The 18,654-nt window shown below is 60.9% G+C and carries 16 protein-coding genes; 7 read left to right on the top strand and 9 right to left on the bottom strand.

Annotated features, from left to right (window positions below):
- Positions 1–176: 176 nt before the first annotated feature.
- From hppD to ACM3N8_RS16605, 5 genes are all read left to right on the top strand, one after another.
- Positions 177–1,286, top strand: coding sequence for a 4-hydroxyphenylpyruvate dioxygenase (gene hppD / locus ACM3N8_RS16625; protein WP_098983741.1), 1,110 nt, complete (start codon positions 177–179; stop codon positions 1,284–1,286).
- A gap of 50 nt (positions 1,287–1,336) precedes the next feature.
- Positions 1,337–2,494 (top strand): homogentisate 1,2-dioxygenase, encoded by a 1,158-nt coding sequence (locus ACM3N8_RS16620; RefSeq protein ID WP_416016384.1) that lies wholly within the window; start codon positions 1,337–1,339, stop codon positions 2,492–2,494.
- 8 nt (positions 2,495–2,502) lie between these two features.
- Complete coding sequence (locus tag ACM3N8_RS16615) at positions 2,503–3,501, top strand: fumarylacetoacetate hydrolase family protein (RefSeq protein WP_274454019.1); 999 nt, start codon at positions 2,503–2,505, stop codon at positions 3,499–3,501.
- A gap of 73 nt (positions 3,502–3,574) precedes the next feature.
- Positions 3,575–4,213, top strand: a complete 639-nt coding sequence (gene maiA / locus ACM3N8_RS16610; protein ID WP_290021856.1) for a maleylacetoacetate isomerase — start codon at positions 3,575–3,577, stop codon at positions 4,211–4,213.
- 40 nt (positions 4,214–4,253) lie between these two features.
- A complete protein-coding gene (locus ACM3N8_RS16605; protein WP_416016383.1) occupies positions 4,254–4,382 on the top strand; it encodes a hypothetical protein in 129 nt (42 codons plus the stop codon).
- A gap of 217 nt (positions 4,383–4,599) precedes the next feature.
- Here ACM3N8_RS16605 and ACM3N8_RS16600 read toward each other — a convergent pair whose 3' ends face one another.
- Positions 4,600–5,223 (bottom strand): glutathione S-transferase family protein, encoded by a 624-nt coding sequence (locus ACM3N8_RS16600; RefSeq protein WP_416016382.1) that lies wholly within the window; start codon positions 5,221–5,223, stop codon positions 4,600–4,602.
- Between the two features lie 61 nt (positions 5,224–5,284).
- A complete protein-coding gene (locus ACM3N8_RS16595; protein WP_416016381.1) occupies positions 5,285–5,785 on the bottom strand; it encodes a thioredoxin family protein in 501 nt (166 codons plus the stop codon).
- 833 nt (positions 5,786–6,618) lie between these two features.
- Here ACM3N8_RS16595 and ACM3N8_RS16590 point away from each other — a divergent pair.
- Positions 6,619–8,115, top strand: a complete 1,497-nt coding sequence (locus ACM3N8_RS16590) for a C69 family dipeptidase (RefSeq protein WP_290019231.1) — start codon at positions 6,619–6,621, stop codon at positions 8,113–8,115.
- A gap of 123 nt (positions 8,116–8,238) precedes the next feature.
- Here ACM3N8_RS16590 and asnB read toward each other — a convergent pair whose 3' ends face one another.
- The 4 genes from asnB to ACM3N8_RS16570 all read right to left on the bottom strand — a co-directional run bounded on the left by asnB (position 8,239) and on the right by ACM3N8_RS16570 (position 12,995).
- A complete protein-coding gene (asnB, locus tag ACM3N8_RS16585; protein WP_241280975.1) occupies positions 8,239–9,903 on the bottom strand; it encodes an asparagine synthase B in 1,665 nt (554 codons plus the stop codon).
- A gap of 193 nt (positions 9,904–10,096) precedes the next feature.
- Complete coding sequence (locus ACM3N8_RS16580; protein ID WP_348687356.1) at positions 10,097–10,465, bottom strand: cupin domain-containing protein; 369 nt, start codon at positions 10,463–10,465, stop codon at positions 10,097–10,099.
- Positions 10,466–10,579: 114 nt separating this feature from the next.
- Positions 10,580–12,154, bottom strand: a complete 1,575-nt coding sequence (locus ACM3N8_RS16575; protein ID WP_416016380.1) for a cation:proton antiporter — start codon at positions 12,152–12,154, stop codon at positions 10,580–10,582.
- 91 nt (positions 12,155–12,245) lie between these two features.
- Positions 12,246–12,995 carry an HAD-IIA family hydrolase gene (locus tag ACM3N8_RS16570; protein WP_043139434.1) on the bottom strand — a complete coding sequence of 250 codons (750 nt, stop codon included), beginning with the start codon at positions 12,993–12,995 and terminating at the stop codon, positions 12,246–12,248.
- Between the two features lie 214 nt (positions 12,996–13,209).
- Here ACM3N8_RS16570 and ACM3N8_RS16565 point away from each other — a divergent pair, with 214 nt between their 5' ends.
- Complete coding sequence (locus ACM3N8_RS16565) at positions 13,210–14,229, top strand: adenosine deaminase (RefSeq protein ID WP_103470508.1); 1,020 nt, start codon at positions 13,210–13,212, stop codon at positions 14,227–14,229.
- 108 nt (positions 14,230–14,337) lie between these two features.
- On the opposite strand, the gene ACM3N8_RS16560 is transcribed toward ACM3N8_RS16565, so the two are convergent.
- From ACM3N8_RS16560 to ACM3N8_RS16550, 3 genes are all read right to left on the bottom strand, one after another.
- Complete coding sequence (locus ACM3N8_RS16560) at positions 14,338–15,459, bottom strand: alkene reductase (RefSeq protein ID WP_416016379.1); 1,122 nt, start codon at positions 15,457–15,459, stop codon at positions 14,338–14,340.
- A gap of 259 nt (positions 15,460–15,718) precedes the next feature.
- On the bottom strand, positions 15,719–17,254 hold the full coding sequence (locus ACM3N8_RS16555) for a TerC family protein (protein ID WP_098983753.1): 1,536 nt from the start codon (positions 17,252–17,254) through the stop codon (positions 15,719–15,721).
- A gap of 311 nt (positions 17,255–17,565) precedes the next feature.
- Positions 17,566–18,492 (bottom strand): cation diffusion facilitator family transporter, encoded by a 927-nt coding sequence (locus ACM3N8_RS16550; protein WP_416016378.1) that lies wholly within the window; start codon positions 18,490–18,492, stop codon positions 17,566–17,568.
- Between the last annotated feature and the right edge of the window lie 162 nt (positions 18,493–18,654).

The following is an 18,654-nucleotide window of genomic DNA, read 5'->3' as shown; positions in this document are numbered from 1 at the left end:
GATGGAGTCGGGGAAACTATCTGGAACCCGCCTCTTCTCTTCTGCTACGCACCTGCTTCTAATGAAACAAGTTGTTAACAATGGATCGATTGACGGAGTGGCCGGCCTGGCCGTGCGTCGCTGCGTTAACCCGTTTTAACCACTTTCAGTCATCAGCCAACAGCAAGGAGCGCCTCATGACGACCACTTCTTCTTCCCGTTCCCATACCATCAATCCCCTCGGCACCGATGGTTTCGAATTCGTCGAATACACGGCACCGGATGCCAAAGGCATTGCCGCCCTCAAGACGTTGTTTGTCTCGCTGGGGTTCGCTGAGGTGGCAGAGCACAAGCACAAGCAGTGCTGGCTCTACCGTCAGGGCGATATCAACTTCGTGGTCAACGCCGAGCCCCACTCCCAGGCGGAGCAGTTCGCCAGCCTGCACGGGCCTAGCGTCTGCGGCATGGCGTTTCGGGTGAGCGATGCGGGCAAGGCCCAGCAGTTTGCCATCACCAAGGGCGCCAAGCCCTTCGTCGGCAAGATAGGGCCCATGGAGCTCAACATCCCCGCCATCTACGGCATAGGCGAGAGCACGCTGTCGTTTGTCGACCGCTACGGCGACAAGGGCTCCATCTATGACGTGGATTTCGTCTTCTACCCGGACTGGCAGGCACGCATGGCCGAGGTGGATGCCGGGCTTTACGAGATAGATCACCTGACCCACAACGTCCAGCGCGGCAACATGGATGTCTGGTCGAACTTCTATGAGCGGATCGGCAACTTCCGCGAAATTCGCTACTTCGACATCGAAGGCAAGCTGACCGGCCTCCATTCCCGTGCCATGACGGCCCCCTGCGGCAAAATTCGGATCCCCATCAACGAATCCTCCGACGACAAGTCCCAGATCGAGGAGTACCTGCGTCAGTACAAGGGGGAGGGGATCCAGCACATAGCCCTGGCCTCCAGCGACATCTACCAGACCATACGCACCCTGCGTGGCCGCGGCACCGGTTTCATGCCGACGCCGGACACCTACTACGAGAAGGTCAATAGCCGGGTCGAGGGCCATCAGGAGGATCTGGAGGCGCTCAAAGCGCTGCGGATCCTGATCGACGGCTCGCCGACGAAAGATGGCATCCTGTTGCAGATCTTCACCGACACCGTCATAGGCCCGGTGTTCTTCGAGATCATCCAGCGCAAGGGCAACGAGGGGTTCGGCGAGGGCAATTTCCAGGCACTGTTCGAATCCATTGAACTGGATCAGATCCGCCGTGGCGTCTTGAGCGGAGAGCCCAGCGATGCGTAACGGGATCCGACTTCATCGAACCGTGCTCCACTCATGCGAGGTATTTGGCGATGCGTAACTGGATAAGTTTTCCCCATCGGGAGGGGACCCACTCCCGCCAGGCTCATGCCGATCTGCCGGAGCAGGCCATCTACGAGCGTGAACTGGGGCGGGCCGGTTTCTTCGGCCCCGCCACCCACATGCACCACAAGCACGCTCCCACCGACTGGACCAACTGGGAGGGGCCGCTGCGGCCGAGGGCGTTTGACTTGAACGGTCTGCAGGAGGAGGTGAGCTCGCTCTCTCCCTGGGTGATGCCGGATATTCTGCACAATGCCCACTGCCGCTACCGGATGTGGCGCCTGCAGGAGGCGATGCCGTTTCTGGTGCGCAACGCCGACGGCGACGAGCTGCTGTTCATCCACGAGGGGAGCGGGGAGTTCTACTGCGACTACGGCCACCTGACCTTGCGGGACGGCGACTATGTGGTGATCCCCCGTGGCACCATGTGGCGCATCGAACCCACGGCGCCCCTGTTCATCCTGATGATAGAGGCGACCAACGACAGCTATCAGCTGCCGGACAAGGGATTGGTGGGCAATCACGCCATCTTCGATCCGGCGGCGCTGGATGTACCCGCCATAGACCCGGCCTTTTTGGCCCAGCAGGATGAAAATCCCTGGTCGCTGCAGGTCAAGCGCCACAACCAGGTCTCCGTCATCACCTGGCCCTTCAACCCGCTGGATGCGCTGGGCTGGCACGGGGACCTGTGCGTGGTGCGCCTCAACTGGCGCGACATTCGCCCGCTGATGAGCCACCGCTACCACTTGCCGCCCTCGGCCCACTCCACCTTCGTGGCGAGCCGGTTCGTCGTCTGCACCTTCGTGCCGCGCCCCATAGAGAGCGACCCCGGCGCCCTCAAGGTACCCTTCTATCACAGCAATGACGACTACGACGAGGTGCTCTTCTACCACGCCGGGGACTTCTTCAGCCGAGACAATATCGAGCGGGGCATGGTCACCTTCCACCCCGCAGGTTTCACCCATGGCCCCCATCCCAAGGCGTTTGCGGCGGGGCAGGCCTATGCCAAGAAGTTCACCGATGAGGTGGCCGTGATGCTGGATACCCGCGATGCGCTGAACATTGGCGGCCTGTGCGAAGGGGTGGAGAACCCGCGCTACGTCAGCAGCTGGCAGCGCCCGGACCTCATGACTGCCACCGGCAAATAAGGATTTTTATGAAACTTGCAACCTTGAACAACGGCAAGCGCGATGGCGCCCTGGTCGTGGTCAGTCGGGATTTGAGCCGTGCGGTACGGGTGGCGTCCATCGCCCCCACCCTGCAGGCGGCCCTCGATGAGTGGGCCGAGACCGAGCCCAAGCTGGCCGCCGTCTATCAGACCCTCAACGATGGCACCTGTGCCGATGCCTTCCCGTTTGATGAGAGTGAGTGTCTCTCGCCCTTGCCCCGTGCCTACCAGTGGGCCGACGGCAGCGCCTACGTCAACCATGTGGAACTGGTGCGCAAGGCCCGCGGCGCCGAGATGCCGGAAAGCTTCTGGCACGATCCCCTGATCTACCAGGGCGGCTCGGATTGCTTCCTGGCGCCCCGCGGCCCCATAGTGATGGGGTCCGAGGAGTGGGGTATCGATTTCGAGTCGGAGGTGGCCATCATCACGGACGACGTGCCCATGGGGACGAGCCCGCAGGCGGCCGCCGCCCACGTCAAGCTGCTGATGCTGGTGAACGACGTGAGCCTGCGCAACCTGATCCCGGGCGAGCTTGCCAAGGGCTTTGGCTTCTTCCAGTCCAAACCGTCGAGCGCCTTCTCGCCGGTGGCCATCACCCCGGACGAGCTGGGGAGCGACTGGCAGGAGGGCAAGGTGCATCTGCCGCTGGAAACTTATCTCAACGGCGCCCTGTTCGGTGCCCCCAATGCCGGGGTGGACATGACCTTCAACTTCCATGAGCTGGTCGCCCACGCCGCCAAAACCCGACCGCTCGGGGCGGGTTGCATCATAGGCTCTGGGACCGTCTCCAACTATGACCGCAGTGCCGGATCCTCCTGCCTCGCCGAGCTGCGCATGTTGGAAATTATCGAGTCAGGTCAAGCCACTACACCCTTTCTGCGCTTTGGTGATACAGTGTCCATCGCGATGCAGGATCGCAACGGGATGAGTCTGTTTGGCACCATTTTGCAAAAAGTCACGCAACAGGATGTCAGCCAGATGACGTGAAGGAGCCAGTGCGGGCACAGGGCCGACTGGTGAACGGCAGGTGCCCTTGCACCTGCCAACACAGGGACAGATTATGTTGCAGTTGTTTGGATATTGGCGTTCATCGGCAAGCTATCGGGTGCGGATCGTGATGCAGCTCAAGGGGCTCGATTACGAGCATCACCCAGTCAACCTGCGGCAGGGCGAGCAGCGCGAGAAGGCCTATCATCGCATCAATCCCCAGGGGCTGGTGCCCTTCCTCATCGACGGGGATGTGCAGTTCGGTCAGTCGGTTGCCATCATGGAGTACCTCGACGAGACCTATCCCGCCTATCCGCTGATGCCCTCGGCCGCCCAGGCGCGGGCCAGGGTGCGCCAGATAGTCAACATGATCGCCTGCGACACGCACCCGCTCGACAACCTGCGGGTGCTCAACTATCTGGAGCAGGAGCTGGGACTGGGCAAGGCGCAGCGCGATGCCTGGTATCGCCACTGGATTGACGAGACCTTCAGGGTACTCGAACCCTTGTTGATGACCACGGCCGGCGTCTATTGCGTCGGCAACGAGGTGACCCTGGCCGACTGCATGCTGGTGCCCCAGGTCTACAACGCCCGCCGCTACGACATGACCCTGGATGAGTACCCTACAATTGCCCGCATCGTCGCCAACTGTGAGCAGCTGCAGGCCTTTATCAAGGCCGCCCCGGAGCTGCAGCCGGATGCACAGCCATAACTATTATTTCCACGTAAACCACTGTGAGAAGGAGTTAATGATGGGAATCAAACCTGGTCCGAAAAGAAAAAATGAAGACGGAACACAAGATAAGCGACAACGAGTTACACCTGAAAAGCAAAAGGAATATCCTGCACTAAAGCCGCACAAGCATAAACCGGGCGAATGATATTCAAGATACGAATGTTGGGCTTTGTTTTGGAAGCCCAACATATACGACATGACGCTGGAAGATTCCCCCATCATCAACCACATCGCGCCAACTGCGAGCAGCTGCAGGCCTTTATCAAGGCCGCCCCGGAGCTACAGCCATGCGGGTTGGGCTGCATGACACCGGCCCAACCCGCACTGCTCAACGCTGTTGTCCCCCTCCCGCTCGATTCACCTCATGGCGTCCCGTTGCATCCATACAGGCGAAAGCCGGGCCGCTCACTCAATCGCTGGTAGTAGTCACTCACGGCCGGCAGTGGTGGCCGGTCAAACGGCGTTTCCAGCCAGCGGTTGACCGACAGGCCGATGGGAATATCCGCGAGCGAGAAGCGGCGCCCAGCCACATAAGCACCGGTTGCCTGGAGATGCCGATCCAGGATCTGCATGTATCTGGACCAATCCGCACATCCCGCGCTGAGTGCCCGGCTGTCCTGATGCAAGGGCGAATGCCTGACCAGCGACATGAAGGCGTAGCGCCAGGCGGCGTTCAAATCCGATGCTTGCCAATCGATCCATTGATCGACCATGGCCCTCGTGCGTGCCTCGGCTGGATAGAGAGTGGCTTCACCATAGCGCGCCGCCAGGTAGCGGATGATGGTATTTGATTCCCACAGTGTGAAGTCGCCATCCTGAATGACAGGCACCATGGCGTTCGGGTTCATTGCCAGGAATTTGGGGGTATCCGTCGGCTTGAAGCCTGTTCCCCACTCCTCCAGCTCGAAAGGGAGACCCGTCTCGGCGCAGGTCCACAGCACCTTGCGCACATTGATTGACGAGGCCTTGCCCAGTATCCGTATCATCTCTTCGTCCTTGTGTGGTGAGTCTGGGCTTATCCATGACAGGGTTGCATCGATTGGCGGGTCAGCCGCGGGCCGTCTTGGGCTGGAAGAAGGCGATAAACTTGCCGAATTTCGCCTCGTCGTAGCTCTTTCCCTTCTCCAGCAGCCCTGTGTTGAAAGACTCCAGCAGCTTGCCTTTGGCATCCAGCACGTAGAAGTGGGGCACCCCAAGATACTCGGGGTAGCGTTTTAGGAAGGGCTCGTTCTTGTTCGCCTTGCTGACGTTCACCTTGACCACCACGAAGGTCTGGTTGAACTGGCTGGCAAGGGCTGGCTCCCGGTCCAGGAAGTGGTTCATCTCCTGGCACCAGCTGCACCATTCACCGCCCACCAGCAGCAACACCTTCTTGCCCTCGCTCTGCGCCTTGGCGGTGGCGGCGGCCAGATCCTGCGCCGGATCCCGCCGCTCGTCATACCCCTGGCTGTAATCGGGCAGTGTGCTGGCCCAGAGATGGCCGGCGCTGTACGCCTCGCCATGGAACAGTGCCGTGCCAAGCAGCAGCGGCAATAGCAGTCGCTTCATCCCTTTCTCCTTAGTGTTGTTCGTTGCTTCCAAGCCGCAACAATGTGACACGAGTGAACCCGGCCGCCAAGCGGCAAGAGTGGCAGGGCATATGCGAAAAATGGGAATGATGGGTCAGAAAGGTGCCTTTGTCGGTGTGGCCGTGTTGGCAGCATGGGTGAATTAGCGAGACAGCCAAGGACCTTAACTTGGGTCTGCCGCAGATCTGTATCCCGTCGGCCGGCGGCGAGTGAGCCGCCGGCTGCTTCAGGGAATGAAATGAGGAGAGTGGAATACAGCTCCCGTCCCTTGGGATATTGATGCAGGAAAACGGCGAATAATAAGCGGCCGTCATGTGCACGCTGGTATTCAGCGCCATGGAACATAATACCCGTCACGCTGGTGATAAAGGTGGATTTAATATCTCTGTATATTTGACCGAACCCATATATAAAATATTGTTTTGCTGAGGTTCCATCTGTGTTGGTGATACAGCTGTGGTTCAGCTCACTCCTTGGCGAGCGCCGGGAAGTGTCATGCTTGCGCTGTGCTGGTTGTGCATATCGATACTTTAAATTGATATTTAATATATTTTTGGTGTTTTGAGCCTGTTATCACGTTTGTGATAGTCGATAAAACCTAACATCGTCGCACCCATAATAGATGCGAACCGGTTGCGTATCGAGAATTAACCTGCCTTTGAAAATTGTCATGGGCATAAACAGTTAGCGGTATTGATAACCCGTTGACATGGCTCATGGCATTCAGGTTTATCAAGCGTGTCACCCTGTCAGCTATATCCATCGCTAGATGGGAAGGGGCATTTCACGTTAATTTTGCAACAAGGAGATATCATGCATTCCTTCAAGAAGTGTGTCGTCGCACTCTCCATCAACCTTGCTCTCTTCTCGTCGGCGTTCGCCTGCACCACCTTGCTGGTTGGCAGCGAGGCCAGCGCCGATGGCTCCATGATGGTGGCCCGCAGCGCCGACAGCGATGCGCTGAAAGCCCAGCATTTCGTGATCCATCCGGCGAAACAGGGGCAGAGCGGTGTGCACAGTTCCAAAGCCCACAACGGCGCCAATGATTTCAGCTATCCCCTGCCGAAAAACTCCCTGCGTTACACCACTGTGCCGAACTGGAAGACCCAGCTGCACGGCGCAACAGGCTTCAACGAGAAAGGCGTCGGGGTCAGCGGTACCGAATCCATTTTCGCTTCACCCGAGGCGCTCGCCTTCGATCCCTATGTCGAGGACAAGGGCATCACCGAGGACGACATTCCCGATGTGCTGCTTTCGCGCGCCACCTCGGCCCGCGAGGCGGTCGCCCTGCTGGGCAACATCATCGAGACCCTGGGGGCGGGGGAGGGGTTTGGCGTCGCCGTGGTGGATGACAACGAGCTCTGGTATCTGGAGACAGCCACCGGTCACCACTGGATGGCGCAGCGTCTGCCCAAGGAGCAGTATTTTGCTTCTGGCAATCAGGGTCGCCTGCAGCAGTACGATCCTGCCAGTGCCGACATGATGGGCTCGAAAAATCTGGTCGAGTTTGCCACCGAGAAGGGGCTCTACCAGCCACAAAAGGATGGAAAGTTCAATTTCTCGAAAGCCTATACCCGTGACGATGAGCGGGATCGTACCTATAACGATCCCCGGGTCTGGACCATACAGCAGATGTTCAACCCCTCGCTCAAGCAGGCGGTGGAGGCCGGTCGCCAATTCCCGGTCACCCTGACCCCCGAGAAGAAGATGACCCTGGATGAGGTCAAGGCGGTGCTGCGCAATCACTATGATGGCACCGAGCACGACCCTTACGGCAAAGGGTTGAACGGCCAGGAGCCGTGGCGCCCCATCAGCGTATTTCGCACCTACGAGGCCCATGTGATGCAAGTGCGTCCCTGGATGCCGAGAGAGGTGGGGGAGGTGACCTATGTGGGCCTCGGCATGGCAGACTTGACCGCCTTCGTTCCCTACTACAGCGGTCTGGAAGCCTATCCGGCCCACTATGCCCTGGGCAGCGACAAGGCGGACAGCGACTCCATCTACTGGAAATATCGCAAACTGCAGACCCTGGTGATGACGGATTACCCCAAGTTGGCACCCATGGTGAAGCAGGCTTACCAGAGCTGGGAGGCGAAGATCGCCAACGAGCAGAAAGAGATGGAAGCCAGCTATCTGAAAACGGTCAAAACAGACAAGGCCGCCGCCAACCGTATGCTCAACGACTTCAATCTGCGGGTGATGAAGGATGCGGAAGCACTGACCGACGATCTGACCAACCAGGTCTTCACCGTCCGCACTCAGGATATTCAGGCCGATATCTTCTTCGCCAACAAGGCGAAAAAGGATTGATGCCGCTCAACGCGGCAACATCGGCCAGCTGAGCTGACGAGCGCCATCGCCATGGCCAAAAAATAAAAGCCCCTCGCGAGGGGCTTTGTTGTTGGCTGGTTGGCCAGGATATCCGTCAGCGGATCAGTAACTCTGCTGGTGGACGTCCATCACGGCGCGACCTGACGGGTCAGCCATCTCCTTGAACTTGGCATCCCACTCCAAGGCGGTCGGGGTGGAGCAGGCGACCGACTTGCCGTAGGGCACGGTACGGGCGGCGGATTCCAGCGGGAAGTGCTCGTCGAAGATGGCGCGATAGTAGTAGGCCTCCTTGGTGAGCGGGGTGTTGACGGGGAAGCGGAACGCCGCCGCCTCGAACATCTGATCCGTCACTTCGGTCTCGACCATGGCCTTGAGGCTGTCGATCCAGGAGTAACCCACGCCGTCGGAGAACTGCTCCTTCTGGCGCCAGGCCACTTCGTGGGGCAACAGCTCCTCGAAGGCTTCCCGCAGTATGTGTTTCTCGATCTTGCCGTTGCCGCACATCTTGTCGGCAGGGTTGAGGCGCATCGCCACGTCCATGAACTCCTTGTCGAGGAAGGGCACACGACCTTCCACGCCCCAGGCGGCCATGGACTTGTTGGCGCGCAGGCAGTCATACAGATGCAGGGAGGCGAGCTTGCGCACGTTCTCCTCGTGGAACTCTTTGGCGTTCGGCGCCTTGTGGAAGTAGAGGTAGCCGCCGAACAGCTCGTCCGAGCCCTCGCCCGAGAGCACCATCTTGATCCCCATCGCCTTGATGTAACGGGCCATCAGGTACATGGGGGTAGAGGCGCGGATGGTGGTGACGTCATAGGTCTCGAGGTGATAGATGACGTCCCGCAGGGCATCCAGACCCTCTTGCACTGTGAAGTGGATCTGGTGGTGGATGGTGCCGAGGTGATCGGCCACCTTGCGGGCGGCGGCGAGATCCGGCGAGCCTTCCAGGCCGACTGCGAAGGAGTGCAGCTGGGGCCACCAGGCCTCGCTCTTGCCATCGTCTTCCACCCGGCGGGCGGCATAGATCTTGGTGATGGCGGAGATGACGGAGGAATCCAGACCGCCGGAGAGCAACACGCCATAGGGCACGTCGCACATCAGCTGGCGCTTGACTGCCGCTTCCAGCGCGGCTTTCAGTTCAGCCCGGTCGCTGACCTTGTGCTCGACCGCTGCGTACTCCATCCAGTCACGCTTGTACCACTGTTTGAGCTCGCCATCCTTGCTCCACAGGTAATGTCCCGGCGGGAAGGTTTCAACGCTCTTGCATACCGGCACCAGGGCCTTCATCTCGGAGGCGACATAGAAGTTGCCGTGCTCGTCGCGACCGGTATAGAGGGGGATGATCCCCATGTGGTCACGACCAATCAGGTAGGCATCCTGCTCGGCGTCATAGAGGATGAAGGCGAAGATGCCGTTGAGATCGTCCAAAAAGGCGGGGCCCTTCTCCTTGTAGAGGGCCAGCAGCACCTCGCAATCGGAGTGGGTCTGGAACTGGAAGTCGACCTTGAGGTTCTTCTCGAGTTCTTTGTGGTTGTAGATCTCGCCGTTGACGGCCAATACGTGAGTGCGCTCCGGGTTGTAGAGCGGTTGGGCGCCATTGCCCGGATCGACGATGGCCAGGCGCTCGTGCACCAGTATGGCTTTGTCTGTGCTGTAGACGCCGGACCAGTCAGGACCGCGGTGACGCAATCGCTTGGACATCTCCAGGGCCGATTTGCGCAAGGCTGCTGCATCGGATTTGATGTCCAGAATGCCGAAAATAGAACACATTGGCGGTAATCCTCTTGATTTTTATAGGAGCCCCCCACGAACGGGCTCGAAATTCCATTTACATTCCTCGCCAATCACAATGCCTAGCGCAAAAACCTTTTGCAAGCGGGAAAACCGCACAAAATCATGCCGCAAACGTCAAGTCGACGGGGGCATCAAGCGGCGGGTTCCGAGGGGCGACTTGACGCGCGCGTCAAGCGGTGGCGGGCTCGAAGATCACATAGAGCTTGCGACAGGGGGTGAGTGTCTCCCACTGCCCGACAAAGCCTGCCGGAATAATGAACTGATCCCCCGGTTTGAGGGCAAGCTGGCCGCCCTGACTGTCGTGGATCACCACATCCCCTTCCAGCAGCTGGCAATACTCGTGCTCCGTGTAGTGGATGGCCCAGCGGCCGGGTTCGCAGGCCCAGAAGCCCACGTGAAACTGCTGGCTCGGATCCGAGTAGTGGTTCCAGACAGTTTGCGCCGGGTTGCCCGCTTTAATGCGCTCGGGGGCGGGTATCAGCGGGGCGGGGGCGGCCTGGTGGCTGCTGAGCAGGATCCAGTCGTTGAGGGTCTTCATGGTGCCTCCTTGGCAAGGATATAAAAGCGGGACCATACTGGTCCCGCGTTTGTTCGTTTTATTAAACACAGTTGTGCATAACGTAAACGATACGTCTCACCTTGCCAAGCGTCGTCAGCGTGGCTGCAACCGCTTGATGACATGGCGGGCGAAGCCGCTGCCCGCCTCGTCGTAGACGTTGAACACAGCATCCACCCCCTGTTCGCGCAGGGAGGCGATGTCATCCTCGAAGCGGACTATGGCCGCTATCTTGCCGGCAAAGCCGTGGCTGCGCAGCTTCTCGATGGCGTAGAGATTGCCCGAGTGGTGGGGCATGGCCAGCAGCACAAGGTTGACCTGGTTGGAGAGCAGTACCTTGTCCCAGAAGTCGGTATCTGTGGCGTCTCCCTCGATGACGTTCATCCCCTGGGCGCGCAGGGTGGGCAGCTTCTCGCTGTCGTTCTCCACCCCGAGGATCACTGTGCCGTACTTGTTCTCCAGCTCGAAGTAGGCGCCCTGGCCGATGCGGCCCATGCCGAGGATGATCACCTCGGCATCGCCGAGTTCGATGGGCCTGTCCTCCGGGTGCAGGGTGTTGGCCTGGATCCCGCGCAGCCAGCTGCCGAGTCTGTGGTAGATCCGCTCGCTCTGGCTGTTGAGCGGTGCCGAGATCATGAAGCTTGCCGCCAGCGCCAGTGAAAGGGCGACCAGCCACTCGTGGGAGATCCACCCCGCCTTGGCGGCGATGGCGGCCACGATCAGGCCAAACTCCGAGAAGTTGGTGAGCGCCAGGGTGGAGAGCAGGGCGGTACGCACCCGCAGGTGGGCTCCGCTGTAGACCAGGTAGTAGAGCGCGCTCTTGAGCGGCAGCGCCAGCACCAGTGCCAGCGCCAGCAGCATGGTATCGTGGGTCGGCAGGCCGTTGAGACCTATGGTCAGGAAGAAGCAGACGAGGAAGAGGTCTTTGAGGTTGAACAGCGCCTTGGCCAAGCCGGCGGCGGCCGGGTGGGAGGCCAGCATCATGCCGATGATGAGCGCCCCCAGATCGGGCTTGAGCCCCACCACCTCAAAACCGGCGGCGCCCACCACCAGCGCCAGGAAGATCCCGAACAGCACCTGCAGCTCGCCGTGGCCGGCCCGCTCCAGGAGCTTGAACAGCAAGGGGCGCAGCAGCGGCAAGCCGAGCACCCAGAGTGCCCAGATGCTGGGCCACTGGCCGCTGGAAAATGCCAGAAAGGCCACCGCGAACACATCCTGCATGACCAGCACCCCGATGGCGAGCCGGGCGTAGAGGGCATTCATGTCGCTGCGATCCTCCAGCACCTTGACCGCAAAGACGGTGCTGGAGAAGGAGAGGGCAAAGCCGAGCAGCAGCGCCAGCTTCCAGTCCAGCGACAGGGCCAGTGTGAGCCCCAGCCCCTTGCACACCAGCAGAACCAGGGTAAACAGCAGGGTGGAGCAGAGCAGATGGACGCTGGTGGTGCCCCACACATCGCGCCGCATCAGGGTCTTGACGTTGAGCTTGAGACCTATGGTGAACAGCAGCAGGGTGACCCCGAGATCGGCGACCTCGTTCAGTGCCAGGGTGTTGTGATAGCCCATGCCGTTGAGGAGGAAGCCGGCGGCCAGAAAGCCCAGCAGGGGTGGCAACCCTATGAGGTTGACCAGCATGCCGCACCCGAAGGCCACGGCGATCATCATTGGTTCCATTTCGCGTCCTTCGGGGGCTGCGGGTCAGCCCCGGCTAGATGCTGGTGATGGCCTGACGACGGGCATGGCGGCGCCATGCCCGGGCCGGCGATCAGACGATGTCTATGTCCACGACCGAGTCGAAGATGTGGTTCGGGCGAAACGGCATGCGATCGATATCCGCCACCTTGCTCACCCCGGAGAGCACCAGCACGGTTTCGAGACCGGCCTGGAAGCCTGCCAGAATATCGGTGCGCAGGTTGTCGCCTATGATGACGGTGTCATCGGAGTGGGCCTCCATCCGGTTGAGCGCCGCCCGTATGATCCAGGCGCTCGGCTTGCCCACATAGAAGGGCTTCTTGCCGGTCATCCGTTCTATGGGGGCGCAGAGGGCGCCGCAGGCCGGGTGCATCATGGGGCCGTGGGTATCCGGGTTGGTGGCGATGAAGCGGGCCCCCTGATCGACGAACTTGGCGCCCAGCTGCATCATGGTCCAGTTGTAGTTGCGGGTCTCGCCCACCACCACGAAGTCGGGGTCTATGTCGGTGATGGTGAAGCCGGCCTTGTAGAGCTCGTGGGTCAGGGCACCCTCGCCAATCACATAGGCCTTTTTACCATCCTGGCGTTTGAGAAAATCGGCGGTGCCCATGGCTGAGGTGTAGAAGCACTCTTCCGGCACCTCGATCCCGGCGGAGCGGAAGCGGTTCTGCAGATCTTTCTGGGTCTGGGCCGGGTAGTTGGTGAGGAACAACAGCTTGCTGCCCTGCTCCAGCAGGCGATGGACGAAGCGGTCGGCACCGGGCACCAGATCGTTGTTGTGCAGTATGACGCCGTCGATGTCACAGATGACACTTTTCTTCATGGGGACTCCTTGTGTAGGCGCAAGAGGCGGCGGAAAGTTGCGCCAACTCTTAATATCTTCAATCAGTTATGTTGTTTTTGTGACGCCATTATAAGTCTGTTTGATGACAAGTCTCCCCCACAATCAGAGATAGGTGCACAATGAGCAGAAGAGGGGAGGGATCCGCTCTGCGAGTGGCAGATCCCGCGGTCTGTGTGTTGATGGAGCCGTCATCATGGATAACTTTATTGCCGGTTTGCCCAAGCTGGAGTTGCACCTGCATATCGAAGGAACGCTCGAGCCTGAGCTGATGTTTGCCCTGGCCAAACGCAACGGGGTGGCCCTGCCCTGGCCCGATGTGGAGAGCGTGCGTGCCGCCTATGATTTTGACTGTCTGCAAACCTTCCTCGATCTCTACTACCTGGGCGCCAGCGTGCTCGTCACCGAGCAGGATTTCTTCGACCTCACCTGGGCCTATCTGGAACGCTGCGCCGCCGACAAGGTGGTGCACGTGGAGATCTTCTTCGACCCCCAGACGCATACCGCCCGCGGCGTGCCCCTTGCCATCGTGCTGGGGGGAATAGAGCGCGCGCTGCAGGCGGGGGAGCGGGAGTTGGGCATCAGCTGGCGCCTTATCATGAGCTTTCTGCGTCACCTGAGCGAGGAGGCCGCCTTCGCCACCCTGGCTGAGGCGATGCCGTTCCTCGCCCGCATTCACGGTATCGGCCTCGACTCGGGGGAGAAGGGCAATCCGCCCAGCAAGTTTGCCCGGGTGTTTGCCCGCTGCCGCGAGCTGGGGCTGCCGGTGGTGGCTCATGCGGGTGAAGAGGGGCCTGCCGAGTACATCTGGCAGGCCATCAATGAGTTGCAGGTGCGGCGCATCGATCACGGGGTGCGCTCGGCAGAGGATCCCGAACTGCTGCGCTATCTGGCCGATACCCGGCTGCCGCTCACCGTCTGCCCCCTCTCCAACACCCGGCTCAAGGTGTTTGACCGCATGGCCCATCACAATGTGCTCACCCTGCTGGAGCAGGGGCTCTGCGTCACCATCAACTCCGACGATCCCGCCTACTTCGGCGGCTACATGGCGGCGAACTTCCACGCCCTGGCCCATGACCTTGGCGCCAGCATGAATCAGCTCTGCCGCTTGTCGCTCAATGCCGTCGAGGCGAGCTGGCTCAGCCTGGCGGACAAGGCACGGCTCACCCGGGAGATCAGGAGCTATGCCGCCTGTTACGGGGTCGCCCTCTACTAGTCTCGTGCGGCCAACTGCCTCGGCGACACAAAACAGCAGGCCCGCCAGTGATGGCGGGCCTGCTGCGTTTCGACAGGCTGGCGTGCCGACAGGGGCCGCTGGCCGGTATCAGGCCGATTGTGGCTCGGTGGCCTCTTGATAGGTCGGGTAGTCGGTCAGCCCCTGTTCGCCACCACCAAACAGGGTGGCCGGATCGTGGGGGGCGAACGGGTAGCCGTGGCGCAGCCGGTTTGGCAGATCCGGGTTGGCCACGAAGGGGCGACCAAAGCCAATCATGTCGGCCCAACCGGCCTGGAGGGCGGCCCGTGCTCGCTCGCCATCGTATTTGCCCGCATAGATGAGGGTGTTGGGGAAGGCGTCCCGCAGCCCCTGCTTGAAGTTTTCCGGCATCAGGGGGGCATCGTCCCAGTCCGCCTCTGCGATGTGCAGGTAGACGACATCAAGCTCCCCCAGCAAGCGGGCGGCGGCCAGATAGGTCTGCTGCGGGTTGGCATCGACTGTGCCGTTGAGGGTGGTGAGCGGCGCGAGGCGCACCCCGACGCGGTCGGCTCCGATTTCGGCACTGACCGCCTCTGTCACCTCTTTCAGGAAACGCAGGCGATTTTCCAGCGAGCCGCCGTAGTTGTCGGTGCGGGTGTTGGACTCTGAGTCGAGGAACTGATTGATGAGGTAGCCGTTGGCGGCGTGCAGCTCTATGCCGTCGAAGCCGGCCAGCATGGCGTTGCGGGCCGCCTGGCGGAACTGGCCCACCACTGCATCTATCTCTTGCTGGGTCATGGCGCGCGGGGTGACCGTTTCCACGAAGCCGGGTGCATCGCTGCCGTTATCGACGAACACCCTGACGCCCACGGCCTTGATGGCCGACGACGAGATGGGCTGGGCGCCGCCCAGGTTGTCAGGGTGGGTGACCCGGCCCACGTGCCAGAGCTGGGCGAAGATGGTGCCCCCCTTGGCATGGACGGCATCGGTCACCCCCTTCCAGCCGGCCACTTGCTCGGCGCTGTGGATCCCCGGCGTCCAGGCATAGCCCTTGCCCATGGGGTCTACCTGGGTACCTTCGCTGATGATGAGGCCCGCCTCTGTGCGCTGGGCGTAATAGGTGGCCATCATGGCATTGGCCACATCACCGGGCTGGCTGGCACGGGAGCGGGTCATGGGGGGCATGACGATACGGTTGTTAAGGTGCAACTGGCCCAGACGCAGCGGGCAGAACAGGTGATCGTGGCTCATCTTGAGTTCCTCATGGTGGGAGTGAGGCCACTCTAGCCCTGCGGCTTGCTGTGAAAAAGAGGGGTAATTGCAGAAAAGAATTGCAGTGATGGCATCAATCCATCGGCACAGGGTCTGGATGGCGCTCGCTGGCTCGCCAGCGGGCAGCTGAAGAAGAGGGAGGGGGAGAGCTGGCTGCGGTGTCGTGCAATAAAAAGTGCAACAAAGAGCGCAATAAAAAGAGGGCCTGCTCGGCCCTCCCTGTTCACGCAACCTGGGCTCAGGTCCCCAGCGGCATGACCCGTACCCGCTCGATGCGGCGCTCGCTCACCTCGACCACCTCGAAGCAGAGCTGCTGCAGTTGCAGCTGCTGGCCCGGGGTGGGCAAGGAGCCGAAGTGGGAGAGCAGCATGCCCGCCAGGGTCACGTATTCGTCGCTCTCGCTCACCAACCCCTCGTGTTCCAGCACCTGTTCCACATGGTGGATGTTGGTGCTGCCGTTGATGAGCCAGCCTTCCCCGTCGCGCACCATGTCGGGGGTTTCGTCCTCATCCGGCAGTTCGCCGACGATGGCCTCCAGCAGATCGTGGGTGGTGACCAGCCCCTGGATGACGCCAAACTCGTCGGAGACCAGGATCAGGCTGCCCTTGGCCTGACGCAGCTCCGCCAGCAGCCGGATCACGTTGATGGTCTGCGGCACTATGATGGGGTCGTTCTGCTTGGCCAGCTCGCTCAACGGTTGCCCCTCGTTGAGGGCAAACAGCAGATCCCGCGCCTTGACCACGCCTATGATCTCGTCCAGATCGCCGTCACAGACCGGGAACAGGCTGTGAGGCTCCTGTTGCAGCAGGGCGCGGATCTCCTCGGGCGAGTCGTTGACATCGATCCAGGCCATGTCGGAGCGCGGCGTCATTATGGTGCGGATGGAGCGCTCGGCCAGCGACAAGACCCCGGTCACCATGTAACGCTCCTCCTCGCCAAAGCTCAGCGGCGCAGGCGCCGGCGCATCCAGATCATCGTCCGGTCTGTCCTGGTATGCCTTGCTGCCCATCAGCTTGAAGATGGCGGCCGTGGTGCGCTCGCGCAGGGGCTGCTTGGCCTCGTGGCGCTCGGCGCTGCGCTGGGAGAGCTGGTTGAAGAACTCGATCAGCACCGAGAAGCCGATGGCCGCGTAGAGGTAGCCCTTGGGAATATGGAAGCCAAACCCTTCCGCCACCAGGCTGAAGCCGATCATCAACAGGAAGCTCAGGCAGAGCACCACCACGGTCGGGTGGGCGTTGACGAACTGGGTCAGGGGCTTGGAGGCGAGCACCATCACCAGCATGGCGATGGTCACGGCCGCCATCATGACGCCCAGGTGTTCCACCATGCCCACCGCAGTGATGATGGAGTCCAGCGAGAAGACGGCATCCAGCACCAGGATCTGCGCCACCACAACACCGAAACTGGCGTAGACACCGCTGTGGCCGCCGGACTCGGGGTTGGCCTCAAGCCGCTCGTGCAGCTCTGTGGTGGCCTTGAACAGCAGGAACAGGCCGCCGCCCATCAGGATGAGATCCCGACCGGAGAAGACGAGCTCGCCGAGCTGAAGAATGGGGGCTGTCAGGGTCACCAGCCACGACATCACGGCCAGCAGGCCCAGACGCATCAGCAGGGCCAGCGACAGGCCTATGATGCGGGCCTTGTCCCGCTGGGCGGGGGGCAGTTTTTTCACCAGGATGGCGATGAAGACCAGGTTGTCGATCCCCAGCACGATTTCCAGAATGATCAGGGTAAACAGACCCACCCAGATGTGGGGATCCAGCAGCAATTCCATGTAATGACCTCAATAAAAAACAGACAGAGCGGGTGTCAGTGACGGCGAACAATGGCCGTGGGAGCACGAAACTTGAGTGTTTTCAGAGGCGCTGGTGGAGCAATAACAGATACATTTTGACAGGGAGAAACGAAGGGCAACTTCGGGGATTGTCCATGATGGGCAATAAAACCTCGGGTTAAAAATGAGCCCTGATGATAGCGGGAATCGGCGCGTTGGCAAGCGCAGGGCGATTAATTTGACAAGCGCAGGGCGCTCAAGATGTGAGGGCGCAGGGGGAGGCGACCGGGTCGCACTCCCCCGACCGGTCTTTACAACCAGCGCTTCTCGCGGGTGAAGCAGACCGACAGCCAGGCATCCCCCAGGGTATCGCCGAGGCGGGACCAGAGCTCCTGGCGCAGGGCATCCTGGCGCTCTATGGGCCACTCCTGCCCCGGCGCCACCAGAATGTTCAATTCCAGATCGAAGCGGCGGCCGCTCTTTGCCAGATGGCTGTAGCACTCGATGCCATGGCGCAGGCGCAGGGCCTCGATCTCCTGCTCAACTTGCCGGGGTACATCCCCCTTGGGGGCTATCTTCAGCACCTCCCGCAGGTTGCGGCCCAGCACCTTGATGGGGATCAGGGTGGCGCACAGCGCCAGCAGGGTGACCAGCACGGGATCTATGTAGCGGTTGTAGTGGCCGTAGCCGAGGGCATCGAGCCCGATGGCCACCACGAAACCGATCAGCAGGGTGGCGCTGAGCAGGGTATCCACCAGCCACTCCTTGGAGTCGACCCGCACCAGCTCGGAGTCAATCTGCTCGGCGACCCGGGCTTCGATGCGATAGATGATGGCGCAGAAGAAGGTGCAGACGGCGGCGTAGACGAGGGCGTGGCCGAGATCGATTTCCCGGCCTCCCGCCAGCAGGGAGGTGATGCCGCTGTAGAAGGCGCCGAGGCAGAGCAGCAGAATGATGGCGCCGTTGATGACGTTGGTGATGGGCTCAAAGTGGGCGTAGCCGTACTGGAAGCGATCATCGGAGGGGCGGGTAACGAGATAGGCGGTGATGAGCCCCAGGCCCGTCATGCCCATGCTGAACAGGGTGAAGATGCCATCGAGCATGATGGCGTTGGAGCTGACGAACAGGCCATAGCCGATGCCGAAGATGGCAAAGGTGATGCAACCGAACAGCGACAGGGTCAGCGCCTGTTTTTCGGTGCGAATAAGCGTACTGATAACATGGCTGTAATGAGCCATAAAAGTCCTCCTTTCAAATGGTGAAGATTGCGCGCGCAAGCGGTTTTCTAGCTGATATACTGCCCGCTCACATGTGAGCGGACTGGTTCGGGGGCCCGCGAAGAGGCTGGCCCGAACGGTCGTTGTCGCCGGAGTACCGGCATCAAGCAAAGGATGGGAACA

The sequence above is a fragment of the Aeromonas sp. A04 genome (genome assembly GCF_047780465.1).
GTDB classification, from domain to species: Bacteria; Pseudomonadota; Gammaproteobacteria; order Enterobacterales; family Aeromonadaceae; genus Aeromonas; species Aeromonas bestiarum.
The sequence above is the reverse complement of the archived record's forward strand: the minus strand, read 5'-3'. Positions and strand labels throughout refer to the sequence as shown.

Excerpts from the sequence above, each read along its gene's own strand:
- ACM3N8_RS16595 (WP_416016381.1), bottom strand. The coding sequence starts at position 5,785 with ATGAAGCGACTGCTATTGCCGCTGCTGCTTGGCACGGCACTGTTCCAT.
- ACM3N8_RS16565 (WP_103470508.1), top strand. The coding sequence starts at position 13,210 with ATGGATAACTTTATTGCCGGTTTGCCCAAGCTGGAGTTGCACCTGCAT.
- ACM3N8_RS16575 (WP_416016380.1), bottom strand. The coding sequence starts at position 12,154 with ATGGAACCAATGATGATCGCCGTGGCCTTCGGGTGCGGCATGCTGGTC.
- ACM3N8_RS16550 (WP_416016378.1), bottom strand. The coding sequence starts at position 18,492 with ATGGCTCATTACAGCCATGTTATCAGTACGCTTATTCGCACCGAAAAA.
- ACM3N8_RS16555 (WP_098983753.1), bottom strand. The coding sequence starts at position 17,254 with ATGGAATTGCTGCTGGATCCCCACATCTGGGTGGGTCTGTTTACCCTG.
- ACM3N8_RS16560 (WP_416016379.1), bottom strand. The coding sequence starts at position 15,459 with ATGAGCCACGATCACCTGTTCTGCCCGCTGCGTCTGGGCCAGTTGCAC.
- maiA (WP_290021856.1), top strand. The coding sequence starts at position 3,575 with ATGTTGCAGTTGTTTGGATATTGGCGTTCATCGGCAAGCTATCGGGTG.
- asnB (WP_241280975.1), bottom strand. The coding sequence starts at position 9,903 with ATGTGTTCTATTTTCGGCATTCTGGACATCAAATCCGATGCAGCAGCC.
- ACM3N8_RS16600 (WP_416016382.1), bottom strand. The coding sequence starts at position 5,223 with ATGATACGGATACTGGGCAAGGCCTCGTCAATCAATGTGCGCAAGGTG.
- ACM3N8_RS16620 (WP_416016384.1), top strand. The coding sequence starts at position 1,337 with ATGCGTAACTGGATAAGTTTTCCCCATCGGGAGGGGACCCACTCCCGC.
- ACM3N8_RS16590 (WP_290019231.1), top strand. The coding sequence starts at position 6,619 with ATGCATTCCTTCAAGAAGTGTGTCGTCGCACTCTCCATCAACCTTGCT.
- ACM3N8_RS16570 (WP_043139434.1), bottom strand. The coding sequence starts at position 12,995 with ATGAAGAAAAGTGTCATCTGTGACATCGACGGCGTCATACTGCACAAC.
- ACM3N8_RS16580 (WP_348687356.1), bottom strand. The coding sequence starts at position 10,465 with ATGAAGACCCTCAACGACTGGATCCTGCTCAGCAGCCACCAGGCCGCC.
- ACM3N8_RS16615 (WP_274454019.1), top strand. The coding sequence starts at position 2,503 with ATGAAACTTGCAACCTTGAACAACGGCAAGCGCGATGGCGCCCTGGTC.
- hppD (WP_098983741.1), top strand. The coding sequence starts at position 177 with ATGACGACCACTTCTTCTTCCCGTTCCCATACCATCAATCCCCTCGGC.
- ACM3N8_RS16605 (WP_416016383.1), top strand. The coding sequence starts at position 4,254 with ATGGGAATCAAACCTGGTCCGAAAAGAAAAAATGAAGACGGAACACAA.